Origin of the sequence: Kitasatospora sp. GP30 (genome assembly GCF_029892145.1) — a bacterium.
Taxonomy (GTDB): domain Bacteria; phylum Actinomycetota; class Actinomycetes; order Streptomycetales; family Streptomycetaceae; genus Kitasatospora; species Kitasatospora acidiphila.
Genome location: NZ_JARZAH010000041.1, coordinates 1 through 15628, shown reverse-complemented (window position 1 = coordinate 15628; position 15628 = coordinate 1). Strand labels below are relative to the sequence as shown.

Sequence of the window (15628 nt, the reverse complement as noted above, 5' to 3'; positions counted from 1 at the left end):
GGGGCGTATTGATTGCGTCAATGCCGGTTGGCCTTCGGAATCCGTTGCGTCGGAGCGCATAGTCATCCGGAACTGTGGCCGATCGGCACCGTTGGGATTGATGTCCGACTTGTTAACTTTGACTAACGGGGCATGAATCCAAGGTGAAGTGGCATTGCGGCACTTGAATCAAAGGTCGAGTCCGGGGCGTGGGCATTGCCGACCAGGGCGTTCGAAACGGCTTCGCCGGGTCCGGTTGCCGCTTCGGACGGCGACGACATCCGCAGCTCGGCGTTGGAAACAGCTAGATAACATTCCGGAACGGTCCGGCTGGTGGACGCCGCAACGTCGAAGGGGTCGGCTGTGGTACCCCACAGCCGACCCCTTCTAGTCACGCTCGGTGACTAACTCACGGGCAGCCAGCCCGTCTGCACCATCTGGCCGGCCGTCACCCGGCGCGAGACGTACAGGCCGCGGCCCGGCGGCAGCGCCTGCGGCTTGGCGGTGCCGAGCAGCGCGCCCTCGTCCTTGTTGCCGGAGAGCAGCACACCCTGCCCGCCCAGCTCGCGCATCCGCTGCATCAGCGGCTCGTAGAGCGAGCGGCCGGCACCGCCGGCGCTGCGGGCGATGATCACCCGCAGGCCGATGTCGCGGGCGAACGGCAGGAACTCCGCCAGCGGCGCCATCGGGTTGCCCGAGGCGGTGGCGACCAGCTCGTAGTCGTCCACGATCACGAACATGTCCTTGCCGCTGTACCAGCTGCGGTTGCGCAGCTGCTCGGCGGTCACGTCCGGGCCGGGCAGGCGGCGGGCGCAGGCGCCGCGCAGCATCTCCACGATCGCGGTCATCGCCGGCTGGGCCGCCGCGTACTCCACCAGGTACTCCGGCGGCACCGTGCCGAGCAGCGCGCGCCGGTAGTCGCCGATCACGATGCCGGCCTGGTCCGCGGTGTACCGCTCGGTGATCTGCTTGATCAGCATCCGCAGCACCGCCGACTTCCCGGACTCGCTCTCACCGAAAACGATGAACAGCGGGTCGGACTCGAAGTTGACGAAGGCCGGGGCCATCTCGACCTCGTCCAGCGCGAACGCGACACCGCGCTCCGGCTGCTCGAAGCCCTTGGGCAGCGAGTAGCCGTCCAGCACCGCCGGCAGCATCCGCACCTGCGGCGCCCGCGGGCCGGACCAGGCCGCGTTCACCGCGTCCACCAGGCCGGCCACCCCGGTCACCAGGTCGGCGGTGTCCGAGGAGCCGTCGATCCGCGGCAGGCCGGTCAGGAAGTGCAGCTTGCCGGCGGTCACGCCGCGTCCGGGCGCGCCCTTCGGCACGTTCTGCGCCACCCGGCGGTCGATCTCGGACTCCAGCGGGTCGCCGAGCCGCAGCTCGGTGCGGTTCTGCAGGGCGTCCTTCAGGGCCGGCCGGACCTCCGCGTAGCGGCCCGCGGTGAGCACCAGGTGGACGCCGTAGCCCAGACCGCGCTGGGCGATGTCGTTGATCACCGGCTCCAGCGGCTCGAACTCCTGCTTGAAGGTCAGCCAGCCGTCGATCATCAGGAAGACGTCGCCGAACTGCTCGTCGGGCAGCTGCCCGGCGGCCCGGCGGGTGCGGTAGGTGGAGATCGAGTCGATGCCGGTGGCCCGGAACAGCTCCTCGCGCCGGTTCAGCACCCCGTGCACCTCGCTGACCATCCGGCGCACCTTGTCGCCGTCCAGTCGCCCGGCCACCCCGCCGACGTGCGGCAGGTCCTGCAGCGACTGGAAGCCGCCGCCGCCGAAGTCCATCAGGTAGAACTGCGCCTCGACGGGGGTGTGGGTGAGCGCGAAGCCCGTGACCATGGAGCGGATCATGGTCGACTTGCCGGACCGCGGGCCGCCGACCACCATGCCGTGGCCGGCCGCGCCCGAGTAGTCCTGGTAGAGCACGTCCCGGCGCTGGTCGCGCGGCCGGTCCACGATGCCCACCGGCACCACCAGGCGGCCCAGCGCGCCGAACTCCGGCGAGGTGAGCCCGCGTTCCGGGGTGGCCTGGAGCGGCGGCATCAGCTGGTCCATGCTGGGCGCCTCGTCCAGCGGCGCCAGCCACACCTGGTGCGCCGCCGGGCCCTGGCCGACCATCCGGTGCACGATCACGTCGAGCACGGTGTCCACCAGCGAGTCGTCCAGCTGCGGCTCCGGCTCCTCCTCCTGGACCTGCGGCTCCTGCACCGCCACCTCGGCCGCGGTGAACAGCACCGGCTGCGCCCCCGACACCCGGCCGGCCACCCGCTGCTGCCCCGGCGCCCGGTAGGGGCCGGAGACGTAGGCGGCCTTGAAGCGGTCCAGCACGTCGTTGCCGAACTTCAGGTACCCGACACCGGGCACCGGCGGCAGGTGGTAGGCGTCCGGCACGCCGATCGCGACCCGCGACTCGGCGGCCGAGAAGGTGCGCAGACCGATCCGGTAGGACAGGAAGGTGTCCAGACCGCGCAGCTTGCCCTCCTCCAGACGCTGCGAGGCCAGCAGCAGGTGCACACCCAGCGAACGGCCGATCCGGCCGATCTGGATGAACATGTCGATGAAGTCCGGCTTGGCGGTGAGGAGTTCGGAGAACTCGTCGATGATCAGCACCAGCGAGGGCAGCGGATCCAGCGCCGCGCCCGCCGCCCGGGCCCGCTCGTACTCGTTGATGTTGGCGTAGTTGCCGGCCGAACGCAGCAGCTCCTGACGGCGGTTCAGCTCACCCTCGATGGCGTCCCGCATGCGGTCCACCAGGGTCAGCTCGCCCTCCAGGTTGGTGATCACCGCGGAGGTGTGCGGCATGTCCGCCATGCCGGCGAAGGTGGCACCACCCTTGAAGTCGGCGAGCACGAAGTTGAGGGTCTCCGAGGAGTGGGTCAGCGCCAGACCCAGCACCAGGGTGCGCAGCAGCTCCGACTTGCCGGAACCGGTCGCGCCGACGCACAGGCCGTGCGGGCCCATGCCCTCCAGCGCGGCCTCCTTGATGTCCAGGTGCACCAGCTCGCCGTTGGCCCCGACGCCGATCGGCACCCGCAGCTTCTCGTGCTGGGCGCGCGGGCGCCAGGTGCGTGAGACGTCCACCGAGCCGGCATCGCCGACGCCCATCAGATCGGTGAAGTCCAGGTTGGAGAGCAGCGGTTCGTCGTCGCCGCCGGCCGAGATCCGGTACGGCGCCAACTGCCGGGCCAGCGCCTCGGACTGCCAGGCGGTCAGGGTGTCGGGGGCGCCCGAGTAGGAGGCACCGGAGGCCGACTGCAGCAGCAGCTCCTCGGGAGAGACGGTGATCAGCAGGTGCCCGGTCGGCTCGTCCAGCTCGCCCGGCACCACCTCGATCACGGTGACCCCCTGCACGCCCTCGGCACCGGCCAGCACCGAGTCCGCCGGGATCGGGGCACCGTCCAGGATCACCACCAGGTGCGGCTGGTCAGAGGTCGGCTGGGAGTCCCGGGTGAAGCGCTGACGGCCCGACAGCTCATCGGCCAGCAGCTCCTCCAGGGTGCCCATGTGGTCGGCGATCAGGCGCCGGGCGCCGGCGCCGTCGCTCTCCTTGCGGTGCTGGGTGTGCGGCAGCCACTTGGTCCACTCCCACTCCTCCAGCGCGCCGGGCGCGGCGGCCACCGCGACCACCAGGTCGTCGGGGGAGTGCAGGGTGGTGAGCTGGGCGATCATCGACCGGACGCTGCCGTAGACGCTGTCCGGGTCACCGCAGACCGTGATGTGGTAGAACGCCCGCAGTGCCACCGCCAGCGGCAGGTCCTGCAAAGTGCCGTGCGCCTGAAGGAAGTTGCGCATCGCATCCGCCGCGAGCGGCTCAAGCTCGTTCATCGGGGCGGTCTGCGGTGCCACCAGCGGGGTGCTCAACTGCTGCGGGCCGCGCCCGATCCGGATCTGCGCGAAGTCCGGGTCGCTCGGGCGGCGCTCCCAGAGGCGGCGGCCCTCGGCCACGATCGCCCACAACTGGTCCGGCTCCGGGTGCAGGTAGAGCTGGGCACCGCGCTGCTGCTCCGCGGTGCGGCGCACCTTGCGGCGCATCTGCTGAAGGTACTTCAGGTAGTCGCGGCGCTCCTCCGCCAGCCCCGCGCCCCCGCCCTTGCGGGTCCTGACCAGCTGGGCCACCGCCATACCGGCGGTGGAGGCCAGCATCAGCACGCCCATGATCCGCATCATCGGCTGGGCGCCCGGCGTGAAGAAGAACGCCGCCGAACCGCCCATCCCGAGCATCGGCAGCAGGCTCATCATCCAGTCGTCGCCGCCCCCGCGGGCCAGTTCGGGCGGTGCGACCAGCTCCACCGGCTCGTCCGGCACTGCCGGGGGGTAGGCCCTGGTCGGCCGTTTGACCGTTACGACACTCATCTACCGCCCTCACGCGACTCAACAGGTCTTCGGCGAGGCTCCCCTGTCGTCAACTGCCTGCCCCCGCCTGCGCAGGGGCCGATCCTACCGACCCCGTCCCGCGCACGAAGCAGGCCCTGCACAGCCCGCGACGACACGAGACGGTAGGGTGACGCATCGCCGACTGAGGCACCGTCGGTTGAGGCACCGAAAGATCACCAAGGGGGATACGGGTGAGTTCGAACGCAGCGACCGGTTTCTGCCGGGTCACCGTGGTGGCGCCGGACAGCCGGATCGACGTCGCGTTGCCGGAGGACGTGCCGCTGGCAGACGTCTATCCCGAGGTGCTGCGGCTGTCCGGGCAGACCCAGGGCGACGGCGAGCCGACCGGGTTCCACCTGGTCCGCCGGGACGGCACCGTGCTGGACAGCGGACTGCCGCTGGCCGCCCAGCAGGTGCGCGACGGCGACCTGCTCAGCCTGCGCCCGTTCGCGGAGTCGCTGCCGCCGGCCGTCTACGACGACGTGGCCGACGCGATCGCCAGCGCCGTGGAGGCCGACCGCCGGTTCTGGAGCCCGGACCTGATGCGGGCCTTCGGGCTGATCGGCGCCACCCTGCTGATCGTGCTGCTCGGCTTCGCGCTCTGGTTCGCCAGCCTGACGCACGACATGCACGGCCTGCCCGGGGTGCTCTCCGGTGTGTCCGCCGTGGTGCTGGTCGCCTTCGCCGGCGTGCGGGCCCGGGTCTACGACGACTCCGGCGCCGCGCTGGCGCTGGGCATCGGCGCCCTGCCGCACGCGCTGATCGCCGGCACCGGGGTGATCGGGCTGACCCACAGGTTCGACGGTCCGGGCCGCCTCCAGTTCCTGGTCGGCTGCGTGGCCGTGCTGCTGGTCTCGGTCCTGCTGGTCGGCCTGCTGCCGGAGAAGGACTCGGTCTTCGTCGCCGCGGCCTTCCTGGCCGCCGCCGGCACCCTGGCCACCTTCGCCGCGGTGCTGATGCCCACCACCCCGGTCAGCCACATCGCCGGCGCCTCCGGCGTCATCGCGGTGGCCGCGGTCGGGTTCCTGCCCGCGCTGTCGGCCCGGTTCGCCCGGCTCCCGGTCGGCTTCAGCGCCCCCGGCCAGACCCGCACCCGGGGCAGCCGGCTCGGCGAGGAGACCAGCCGGGCCGAGGCCGTGCAGTACGAGCGGATCGCCCACCAGGCCCGCCGCGGCCACGAGGTGCTGGTCGGCCTGGTCGGCGGCTCGGCCGCGGTGGTGGTCGGCGCCTGCGCCGTGCTGGGCTTCAGCGACCAGGTGTTCCCCGAGGTGCTGGCGCTGGCGCTGGGCATCTCCACCATGCTGCGCGCCCGGCTGTTCCGCTACACCGCGCAGGTCTTCAGCCTCACCATCGCCGGCCTGGTCAGCCTGGGCCTGCTGATCGTGGGCCTGGCGCTGCACACCCCGCTGTTCATCCTCAAGGGCGCCAGCGGCACCGACCTCGACCTGCGCACCCTGTGGCTGGGCGGCTCGATCGCGATCGGCGCGGCGCTGCTGATCGCGATCGCCCTGGTGGTGCCGCGGCTCGGCGTCTCGCCGTTCTGGGGCCGCATCCTCGATCTGGTGGACAGCATGCTGCTGATGTCGCTGGTGCCGCTGGCCCTGGCCGTGCTGAACATCTACGCCCTGGTCAGGGGCGCGACCAGCTAGCCCGCCGCCGACTGATACCCTGGGGCTTCCGAGTCCCAGAAGTTCCTGTGCGGTAGACCAGGAGCACTCGGTCAGACCAAGAAGGAGTCGCCGTGGCTCTCGCCGCCGACGTCAAGAAGCAGCTCATCGCCGAGTTCGGTCAGAAGGAGGGCGACACCGGCTCCCCCGAGGTGCAGGTGGCCATGCTGTCCCGCCGCATCTCGGACCTGACCGAGCACCTCAAGTTCCACAAGCACGACCACCACAGCCGCCGTGGCCTGCTGATCCTGGTCGGCCAGCGCCGCCGCCTGCTGCAGTACCTGGCCAAGAAGGACATCGAGCGCTTCCGTGCGCTCGTCGACCGCCTGGGCATCCGCCGCGGTGCCGCCGGCGGCGCCCGCTAAGTACGCCCCCTGGGGCGGCTCCCCACTCGGGGGGCCGCCCCTCGCGCGTACCCAGCACCGAGAATTTCGGGTCCGCCTCCCGGGGCGGCCGAGATTCGCACCGTAGGGTTGTGGGCATGCCGGGTGATGGCGCGAGCACCGCGCCCACACCAGCCGCATGACAACCCGACGCGGGCCGCAGGCTTCAAATGGAAGCCGCCCGCATCCAGGAGAGCGTCCAGACGCCGACCGCCGCAGCCCGGCAGCCGAGAGGCGCCGGTCCTCGGTAGTGGCCGCCGGAGTCCCGCCGATCGAGCGGGAGCCCCGGAGGCTTCGATCGAAGACCGGCCCGGCAGTAAGGGCCAACCCCGGCAGGCAAGCGCGGGGGCGCTCTCCCGGAGACGTACGAAAGAGGAGATCTTCCAGGTGGAAGAGAACGTGTTCTACGCCGAGGCCGTGATCGACAACGGTTCCTTCGGCACCCGTACCATCCGCTTCGAGACCGGCCGCCTGGCCCGTCAGGCCGCCGGCTCCGCCGTGGCCTACCTGGACGACGACACCATGGTGCTGTCGGCCACCAGCGCCTCCAAGCAGCCGAAGGAGCACTTCGACTTCTTCCCGCTGACGGTGGACGTCGAGGAGCGGATGTACGCCGCGGGCCGGATCCCCGGCTCGTTCTTCCGTCGTGAGGGCCGCCCCTCCGAGGACGCCATCCTGACCTGCCGCCTGATCGACCGCCCGCTGCGCCCGTCCTTCGTCAAGGGCCTGCGCAACGAGGTCCAGGTCGTCGTCACCGTCATGGCGCTCAACCCCGACCACCTGTACGACGTGGTCGCGATCAACGCCGCCTCCGCCTCCACCCAGCTGGCCGGCCTGCCGTTCTCCGGCCCGATCGGCGGCGTCCGCGTCGCGCTGATCAAGGGCCAGTGGGTGGCCTTCCCGACCCACTCCGAGCTGGAGGAGGCCGTCTTCGACATGGTCGTCGCCGGCCGGGTGCTCGCCGACGGTGACGTCGCGATCATGATGGTCGAGGCCGAGGCCACCGACAAGACCATCAAGCTGGTCGCCGGCGGTGCCGAGGCGCCGAACGAGGAGATCGTCGCCTCCGGCCTGGAGGCCGCCAAGCCGTTCATCAAGGTGCTCTGCGAGGCGCAGGCCCGCCTGGCCGCCCAGGCCGCCAAGCCGACCGGCGAGTTCCCGGTCTTCCTGGACTACCAGGACGACGTGCTGGCCGCGCTGACCGCCGCCGTCAAGGACGAGCTGGCCAAGGCGCTGACCATCGCCGGCAAGCAGGAGCGCCAGAACGAGCTGGACCGCGTCAAGGCGGTCGCCGCCGAGAAGCTGCTCCCGGAGTTCGAGGGCCGCGAGAAGGAGATCAGCGCCGCCTACAACGCGCTGACCAAGAAGATCGTGCGCGAGCGCGTCATCAAGGACAAGGTCCGCATCGACGGCCGCGGTGTCACCGACATCCGCACCCTGGCCGCCGAGGTCGAGGCGATCCCGCGGGTGCACGGCTCGGCGCTGTTCGAGCGCGGCGAGACCCAGATCCTGGGTGTCACCACGCTGAACATGCTCCGGATGGAGCAGCAGCTCGACACGCTCTCCCCGGAGACGCGTCGCCGCTACATGCACAACTACAACTTCCCGCCGTACTCGGTCGGCGAGACCGGCCGCGTGGGTTCGCCCAAGCGTCGCGAGATCGGCCACGGCGCCCTCGCCGAGCGCGCGCTGATCCCGGTCCTGCCGACCCGCGAGGAGTTCCCCTACGCGATCCGCCAGGTCTCCGAGGCGCTGGGCTCCAACGGCTCCACCTCGATGGGCTCGGTCTGCGCCTCCACCATGTCGCTGCTGAACGCCGGTGTGCCGCTGAAGGCCGCCGTCGCCGGTATCGCCATGGGCCTGATCTCGCAGGAGATCGACGGCGAGACCCACTACGTCGCGCTGACCGACATCCTGGGTGCCGAGGACGCGTACGGCGACATGGACTTCAAGGTCGCCGGTACCCGCAACTTCATCACCGCGCTGCAGCTGGACACCAAGCTCAACGGCATCCCGGCCTCGGTGCTGGCCGCCGCGCTGAAGCAGGCCAAGGACGCCCGCCTGCACATCCTGGACGTGATGAACGAGGCGATCGACACGCCCGACGAGATGTCGCCGAACGCGCCGCGCATCATCACCATCAAGATCCCGGTGGACAAGATCGGTGAGGTCATCGGCCCCAAGGGCAAGATGATCAACCAGATCCAGGAGGACACCGGCGCGGACATCACCATCGAGGACGACGGCACCATCTACATCGGTGCGGTCGACGGCCCCTCGGCAGAGGCTGCCCGTACGACGATCAACCAGATCGCCAACCCGACCATGCCGGAGGTCGGCGAGCGCTACCTGGGCACCGTGGTGAAGACCACGACGTTCGGCGCGTTCGTGTCGCTGATGCCGGGCAAGGACGGCCTGCTGCACATCTCGCAGATCCGCAAGCTGGCCGGTGGCAAGCGGGTGGAGAACGTCGAGGACGTGCTCGGCGTCGGCAGCAAGGTGCAGGTCGAGATCGCCGAGATCGACCCGCGCGGCAAGCTCTCGCTGATCCCCGTCATCGAGGGCGAAGAGGGCGCCGAGGCGGCCCCCGCGTCCGAGTGACGCACCGTTAGGCACCGCGGCCCGTACGCCCGCTCGGCGTACGGGCCGCACCCTGTTGTCCCCGAAGATCGAAAGAAGGAATGGCCCGTGGCCCAGGCCTCGGCAGTGCAGCAGCGCCCCGGTAGCACCCGCACCCTGCTCAAGGGTGTCGACGGTGCCGGGACGGTCCGCCGCACCGTGCTTCCCGGCGGCCTGCGGGTCGTCACCGAGACCCTGCCGACGGTCCGCTCGGCGACCTTCGGGATCTGGGTCGGCGTCGGCTCCAGGGACGAGACCCCGCAGCTCAACGGGGCCACCCACTACCTGGAGCACCTGCTCTTCAAGGGCACCGCCCGGCGCTCGGCGCTGGATATCTCGGCCGCGCTGGACGCGGTCGGCGGCGAGATGAACGCCTTCACCGCCAAGGAGAACACCTGCTACTACGCGCGGGTGCTGGACACCGACCTGCCGCTGGCCATCGACGTGGTCTGCGACATGGTCACCGGATCGCTGATCCGCCCCGAGGACGTGGAGGCCGAGCGCGGCGTCATCCTCGAGGAGATGGCGATGGCCGAGGACGACCCGGGCGACGTGGTGCACGACCTGTTCGCCAAGGTGCTCTACGGCTCCGCCCCGCTCGGCCGGCCCATCCTGGGCACCCAGGAGACCGTCAAGGCGCTCAGCCGGGAGCAGATCGCCGGCTTCTACAAGCGCCGCTACCGGCCCGAGCACCTGGTGGTCGCGGCCGCCGGCAACCTGGACCACAAGGCGGTGGTCCGCCAGGTCGAGGCAGCCTTCGCCCCGCTCCTCGCCAAGTCCGATGCGGCGCCCGCCGAGGCCCGCCGCGGTGAGCGGGAGCTGCGCACCGCGGGCCGCCTGGAACTCCTCAACCGGCCCACCGAGCAGGCCCACCTGGTGCTCGGCGGGCCCGGCCTGCCCCGGCACGACGAGCGGCGCTGGGCGATGGGCGTGCTCAACTCGGCGCTCGGCGGCGGCATGAGCTCGCGGCTCTTCCAGGAGGTGCGGGAGAAGCGCGGCCTGGCCTACTCGGTCTACTCGTACTCCTCGTCCTACGCCGACAGCGGGCTGTTCGGCATCTACGCCGGCTGCCAGCCGAAGCGGGTGGAGGAGGTGCTGCGGATCTGCCGCGCCGAGCTGGACCGGGTGATCGCCGAGGGCATCACCGAGGAGGAGCTGCAGCGCGCGATCGGCCAGATCTCCGGCTCCACGGTGCTCGGCATGGAGGACACCGGCTCGCTGATGAACCGGATCGGCAAGGCCGAGCTGGCCTACGGCGAGCACCTGTCGGTGGACGACATACTGGCGAAGATCGCCGGAGTCACCCTGGACGACGTCCACCAGGTCGCCCGTGATGTGCTGGGCGCGCGACGCCCCTCGCTCGCGGTGATCGGCCCGATCAGCGACAAGCGGGCGGCCGGGCTCGCCGCCCTCCTGTGAACGCACCGCCCCCTTGCAGAAGCACCGCCCGAAGTGAGGACCAACAGATGACCCTGCGCGTAGCCGTCATCGGCGCCACCGGCCGAATCGGCTCCGAGGCGGTCAAGGCGGTCGAGGCCGCCCCCGACCTGGAGCTGGTCGCCGCCCTCGGGCGGGACTCCGCGCTGGAGGAGCTGGTCACCAGCGGCGCCCAGGTGGCCGTCGAGTTGACCCACCCCGACGCCGTGATGCGGAACCTGGAGTACTGCACCGCCAACGGCATCCACGCCGTGGTCGGCACCACCGGCTGGACCCCGGAGCGGCTGGAGCTGCTGACCGGCTGGCTGGCCGCCGCCCCCGGCACCGGCTGCCTGATCGCGCCCAACTTCTCCATCGGCGCCGTGCTGACCATGCAGTTCGCCCAGCAGGCCGCCAAGTACTTCGAGTCGGTCGAGGTGGTGGAGCTGCACCACAACCGCAAGGCCGACGCCCCCAGCGGCACCGCGACGCGCACCGCCCAGCTGATCGCGGCGGCCCGCGACGCCGCCGGCCTGCCCAAGCAGTCCGACCCGACCACCCACGCGCTGCCCGGTGCCCGCGGCGCCGACGTGGACGGGGTGCCGGTGCACGCGGTGCGGCTGCGCGGCCTGCTGGCCCACCAGGAGGTGCTCTTCGGTGACGCCGGCGAGACCCTGACGATCCGTCATGACTCGCTGCACCACAGCTGCTTCATGCCGGGCATCCTGCTCGGGGTGCGGCGCGTGGTGGAGACCCCGGGCCTGACCTTCGGCCTCGAACACTTCTTGGACCTCTGATGACCTCGCGCACGGGCTTCTTCATCCTGGCCGCCGCCCTCCTCCTGGTCTCCCTGGTCTGCATGGGGGAGGGCGTGCAGCTGATCGCCACCGGCAAGCCCGCCGGCATCGGCATCGGGATCTGCGCCTTCATCATCCCGGGGATCGGGATCTGGTTCCTGCGCCAGACCATCCGGTTCGGGCGCACCACCGAGCAGATGTCCCGGGAGCTGGCGGCCGAGGGCGGCCTGCCGGTCGACGAGCTCAAGCGAACCGGCGGCGGCCGGATCGACCGCGCGTCCGCCGACGAGGTCTTCGCCAAGCGCCGGGCCGAGGCGGAGGCCGACCCGCGGAACTGGCGCGTCTGGTTCCGCCTGGCCGTCGCCTACGCCGACGCCGGCGACACCCCGCGCGCCCGCAAGACCATGCACCACGCAATCAAGCTGAGGAGTAACCCGTGACCGACGACGCCTCCCCGATCTTCCGCAGCGACGTCACGGTGGAGCTGGTCCGCAGCGCGGCCACCGACACCGACGTGCTCTGGGCGGCCCGGGTCTCCACCAAGGGCGAGCAGTCGCTGGAGGCCGTCGGGCAGGACCCGGAGAAGTCCAAGGGCCTGATCAACTTCCTGATGCGGGACCGGCACGGCACGCCCTTCGAGCACAACTCGATGACCTTCTTCATCAGCGCGCCGATCTTCGTCTTCCGCGAGTTCCACCGGCACCGCACCGGCTGGTCCTACAACGAGGAGAGCGGCCGCTACCGCGAGCTGCAGCCGGTCTTCTACGTGCCCGCCGAGGACCGCAAGCTGGTCCAGGTCGGCCGGCCGGGCAAGTACGAGTTCCACCAGGGCACCCCCGAGCAGCACCAGACCGCCACCGCCTCGATGGAGCGCGCCTACACCGCCGCCTACACCGAGTACCAGGAGATGCTGGCCGCGGGCGTGGCTCGCGAGGTGGCCCGGGCGGTGCTCCCGGTGGGCCTGTTCTCCTCGATGTACGCCACCTGCAACGCCCGCTCGCTGATGCACTTCCTGTCGCTGCGCAAGAAGGACGAGCGCGGCAAGATGCCGACCTTCCCGCAGCGCGAGATCGAGATGGTGGCCGAGAAGATGGAGGAGCTGTGGGCGGGTCTGATGCCGCTCACCCATGCGGCCTTCAACGAGCACGGCCGGCTCGCGCCCTGACCTGGCTCGATAGGCATACGGGCCCCGTGGCCCTGCATGTCCGGATTGCGGCGGATTGGGGTGCTCCCTAGGCTCGGGGCACGGATTCCGGTGCTACCTGAACCCCCGAGCAGGTAGCACCGGAATCCTATGGATTGTCCGCTTTCCGGCCCCTCGGCCGTGCCTTTTCAGGGTGCTTCTTCGTCCTAACCCTGGACCGGACTGTCGGCCTCCTCATCGGCTACGAGTATTTTTGGACCATGGCTCCGACCTCCACACCGCACGCTCCCTTCGGCCGGGTCCTGACGGCGATGGTGACTCCCTTCACCCCCGACGGCGGACTCGACCTCGATGGCGCCCAGCGCCTGGCCGCCCACCTGGTGGACCTGGGCAACGACGGCCTGGTGCTGAACGGCACCACCGGCGAGTCGCCCACCACCAGTGACGCCGAAAAGGCGCAGCTGGTCCACGCCGTGGTGGAGGCGGTCGGAGACCGCGCCCATGTGGTGGCCGGCGTCGGCACCAACGACACCGCGCACAGCGCCGAGCTGGCCCGGCAGGCCGAGGCCGCCGGCGCCCACGGCCTGCTGGTGGTCACCCCCTACTACAGCAAGCCGCCGCAGGAGGGCATCTACCGGCACAACGTCGCCGTGGCCGACGCCACCGGCCTGCCGGTGATGCTCTACGACATCCCGGGCCGCGCCGGTGTGGCGCTGAGCCACGAGACGCTGGTCCGGCTCGCCGAGCACCCGCGGATCGTCGCCAACAAGGACGCCAAGGGCGACCTGGCCGCCGCCTCCTGGGCGATCGCCCGCTCCGGGCTCGCCTGGTACTCCGGCGACGACATCCTCAACCTGCCGCTGCTCTCGGTCGGAGCCGTCGGCATGGTCAGCGTGGTCGGCCACCTGGTCGCCGACCGGCTGCGCGAGCTGGTCCACGCCTACGAGGCCGGCGAGAACGCCCGCGCCACCGCGATCCACCAGGCCCTGCTGCCGATCTACACCGGCATGTTCCGCACCCAGGGCCTGATCCTCAGCAAGGCCGCGCTGGCGCTGGCCGGGCAACCCGGCGGCCCGGTCCGGCTGCCGCTGGTCGAGGCCACGCCCGAGGAGATCGCCCGATTGAAGGAGGATCTCGCCGCCGGCGGGGTACACCTGTAGCAAAAGACGTGCGCGCCCCCGGCTCGCCGGGCCCCATCGCCGCCATGGGACCCGCCGCTGGACCGGAGACGACAGGCGCGGGGCACAACAGCGAGCCGCTCGATCACGAGCGGACCGAACTGACAGGAACGAGCGATGCCGCGCGCCATATGCCGGCGGGGGAAGTCCTCCGCGGCATATGGCGCGCTGCGTGAATGGAGAGTCTTTTGAGCCACCCCCACCCCGAACTCGGCGCGCCCCCCGCACTCGCGCCGAACGCGATCCGGATCACCCCGCTCGGCGGCCTCGGGGAGATCGGTCGCAACATGACGCTGCTGGAGTACGCGGGCCGGCTGCTGATCATCGACTGCGGCGTGCTCTTCCCCGAGGACGAGCAGCCCGGCATCGACCTGATCCTGCCGGACTTCTCCGCCATCCGGGACCGCCTCGACAAGGTCGACGGGATCGTCCTGACCCACGGCCACGAGGACCACATCGGTGCCGTCCCGTACCTGCTCCGGGAGAACCCGGACATCCCCCTGATCGGCTCGAAGCTGACCCTGGCGCTGATCGAGGCCAAGCTCGCCGAGCACCGGATCCGGCCCTACGTACTGGAGGTCGCGGAGGGGCAGCGCGAGCAGATCGGCCCCTTCAACTGCGAGTTCATCGCGGTCAACCACTCCATCCCGGACGCCCTGGCGGTCGCGGTGCGCACCCCCGCCGGCATGGTGGTGGCCACCGGCGACTTCAAGATGGACCAGCTCCCGCTGGACGGCCGCCTCACCGACCTCCCGGCCTTCGCCAAGCTGGCCGAGGAGGGCATGGACCTGCTGCTGGTGGACTCCACCAACGCCGAGGTCCCCGGCTTCATCCCGCACGAGCGGGACATCTCCGCGGCGCTGCGCAACGTCTTCGCCAACGCGGAGCGGCGGATCATCGTGGCCTCGTTCGCGAGTCACGTGCACCGCATCCAGCAGGTGCTGGACGCCGCGCACGAGTACAAGAGGAAGGTCGCCTTCGTCGGGCGTTCGATGGTCCGGAACATGGGCATCGCCCGTGACCTGGGCTACCTGAAGGTCCCCGGCAACCTGATCGTGGACGTGAAGCAGCTGGACGACCTCCCGGACAAGGAGGTCGTGCTGGTCTGCACCGGCTCGCAGGGCGAGCCGATGGCCGCGCTCTCCCGGATGGCCAACCGCGACCACCAGATCCGGATCGTCGAGGGCGACACGGTGATCCTGGCCTCGTCGCTGATCCCCGGCAACGAGACCGCGATCTACCGGGTGATCAACGGCCTGACCCGCTGGGGCGCCAACGTCGTCCACAAGGGCAACGCCAAGGTGCACGTCTCCGGACACGCCTCGGCCGGCGAGCTGCTGTACTTCTTCAACATCTGCCGTCCGAAGAACCTGATGCCGGTCCACGGCGAGTGGCGCCACCTGCGGGCCTGCGCCGACCTCGGCATCAAGACCGGCATTCCGAAGAACCGCACCGTGATCGCCGAGGACGGCGTCGTGGTCGACCTGGTCGACGGCGTCGCGAAGATCGTCGGCAAGGTGCAGGCCGGGTACGTGTACGTCGACGGCTCCTCGGTCGGCGACATCACCGAGTCCTCGCTGAAGGACCGCCGGATCCTCGGTGAGGAGGGCTTCATCTCGGCCTTCGTGGTGGTGGACTCCACCAGCGGGAAGATCGTCAGCGGTCCGACCATCCAGGAGCGCGGTTCCGGCATCGACGACACGGCCTTCGCGCCGGTCGCGCAGAAGCTGGAGGAGGCGCTGCGCAAGTCCGCCGACAACGGCGTGCTGGAGGTCCGCCAGGTGCAGCAGTTGGTCCGCCGCACCATCGGCAAGTGGGTGGCCGACAACTACCGCCGCCGGCCGATGATCCTGCCGGTCGTGGTCGAGGTCTGACCCGGTTCGGGCGCTGACCGCCCGGATTTGACGCGGGGCAGCTCGGTGCGTAATGTTCTCCGAGTTGCCCCGCTGGCCGCGCGGCTCCGCTTCGAATTCAGTTCGAGCGGGGAAAACGGGCCGGAAAGCTCTGATAGAGTTCGGGAGCGCCGAAAGGCGAAAGCGAATCGGAATGGAATCCGAAGCCGGAAACGGCGCGGA

10 protein-coding genes are annotated in these 15628 nt (G+C 70.6%); 9 read left to right on the top strand and 1 reads right to left on the bottom strand.

The window, feature by feature from the left end:
* Positions 1 to 383 precede the first annotated feature (383 nt).
* Entirely contained in the window at positions 384 to 4328 is a 3945-nt protein-coding gene (eccCa, locus tag P3T35_RS33995) for a type VII secretion protein EccCa (RefSeq protein ID WP_101380344.1), read from the bottom strand.
* Positions 4329 to 4540: 212 nt separating this feature from the next.
* On the opposite strand from eccCa, the gene eccD reads away from it, so the two are divergent.
* The 9 genes from eccD to P3T35_RS33950 all read left to right on the top strand — a co-directional run bounded on the left by eccD (position 4541) and on the right by P3T35_RS33950 (position 15427).
* On the top strand, positions 4541 to 5998 hold the full coding sequence (gene eccD, locus P3T35_RS33990; RefSeq protein ID WP_101380343.1) for a type VII secretion integral membrane protein EccD: 1458 nt from the start codon (positions 4541 to 4543) through the stop codon (positions 5996 to 5998).
* 92 nt (positions 5999 to 6090) lie between these two features.
* Complete coding sequence (gene rpsO / locus P3T35_RS33985) at positions 6091 to 6381, top strand: 30S ribosomal protein S15 (RefSeq protein WP_101380342.1); 291 nt, start codon at positions 6091 to 6093, stop codon at positions 6379 to 6381.
* A 405-nt stretch (positions 6382 to 6786) separates the two neighbouring features.
* Positions 6787 to 9000, top strand: a complete 2214-nt coding sequence (locus P3T35_RS33980; RefSeq protein WP_101380341.1) for a polyribonucleotide nucleotidyltransferase — start codon at positions 6787 to 6789, stop codon at positions 8998 to 9000.
* An 87-nt stretch (positions 9001 to 9087) separates the two neighbouring features.
* Positions 9088 to 10437 (top strand): pitrilysin family protein, encoded by a 1350-nt coding sequence (locus P3T35_RS33975; protein ID WP_101380340.1) that lies wholly within the window; start codon positions 9088 to 9090, stop codon positions 10435 to 10437.
* Between the two features lie 47 nt (positions 10438 to 10484).
* Positions 10485 to 11231 carry a 4-hydroxy-tetrahydrodipicolinate reductase gene (gene dapB / locus P3T35_RS33970; RefSeq protein WP_101380339.1) on the top strand — a complete coding sequence of 249 codons (747 nt, stop codon included), beginning with the start codon at positions 10485 to 10487 and terminating at the stop codon, positions 11229 to 11231.
* Entirely contained in the window at positions 11231 to 11671 is a 441-nt protein-coding gene (locus P3T35_RS33965) for a tetratricopeptide repeat protein (RefSeq protein ID WP_101380338.1), read from the top strand. The genes dapB and P3T35_RS33965 overlap by 1 nt, the downstream gene beginning before the upstream one ends.
* Positions 11668 to 12396: an FAD-dependent thymidylate synthase gene (gene thyX, locus P3T35_RS33960; protein ID WP_101380337.1), complete on the top strand. Its 729-nt coding sequence runs from the start codon at positions 11668 to 11670 to the stop codon at positions 12394 to 12396. Before P3T35_RS33965 ends, thyX begins: the two co-directional genes overlap by 4 nt.
* Positions 12397 to 12635: 239 nt before the next feature.
* Positions 12636 to 13535: a 4-hydroxy-tetrahydrodipicolinate synthase gene (gene dapA / locus P3T35_RS33955; RefSeq protein ID WP_101380336.1), complete on the top strand. Its 900-nt coding sequence runs from the start codon at positions 12636 to 12638 to the stop codon at positions 13533 to 13535.
* A 206-nt stretch (positions 13536 to 13741) separates the two neighbouring features.
* The gene (locus tag P3T35_RS33950) at positions 13742 to 15427 is read left to right on the top strand and encodes a ribonuclease J (RefSeq protein WP_101380335.1); all 1686 of its coding nucleotides are present in this window, start codon (positions 13742 to 13744) and stop codon (positions 15425 to 15427) included.
* The last annotated feature ends 201 nt before the right edge of the window (positions 15428 to 15628 follow it).

What these genes read in the sequence shown, in the direction of transcription:
- eccCa (WP_101380344.1), bottom strand. Translation starts at nt 4,328, where the DNA reads ATGAGTGTCGTAACGGTCAAACGGCCGACCAGGGCCTACCCCCCGGCA.
- dapB (WP_101380339.1), top strand. Translation starts at nt 10,485, where the DNA reads ATGACCCTGCGCGTAGCCGTCATCGGCGCCACCGGCCGAATCGGCTCC.
- P3T35_RS33965 (WP_101380338.1), top strand. Translation starts at nt 11,231, where the DNA reads ATGACCTCGCGCACGGGCTTCTTCATCCTGGCCGCCGCCCTCCTCCTG.
- dapA (WP_101380336.1), top strand. Translation starts at nt 12,636, where the DNA reads ATGGCTCCGACCTCCACACCGCACGCTCCCTTCGGCCGGGTCCTGACG.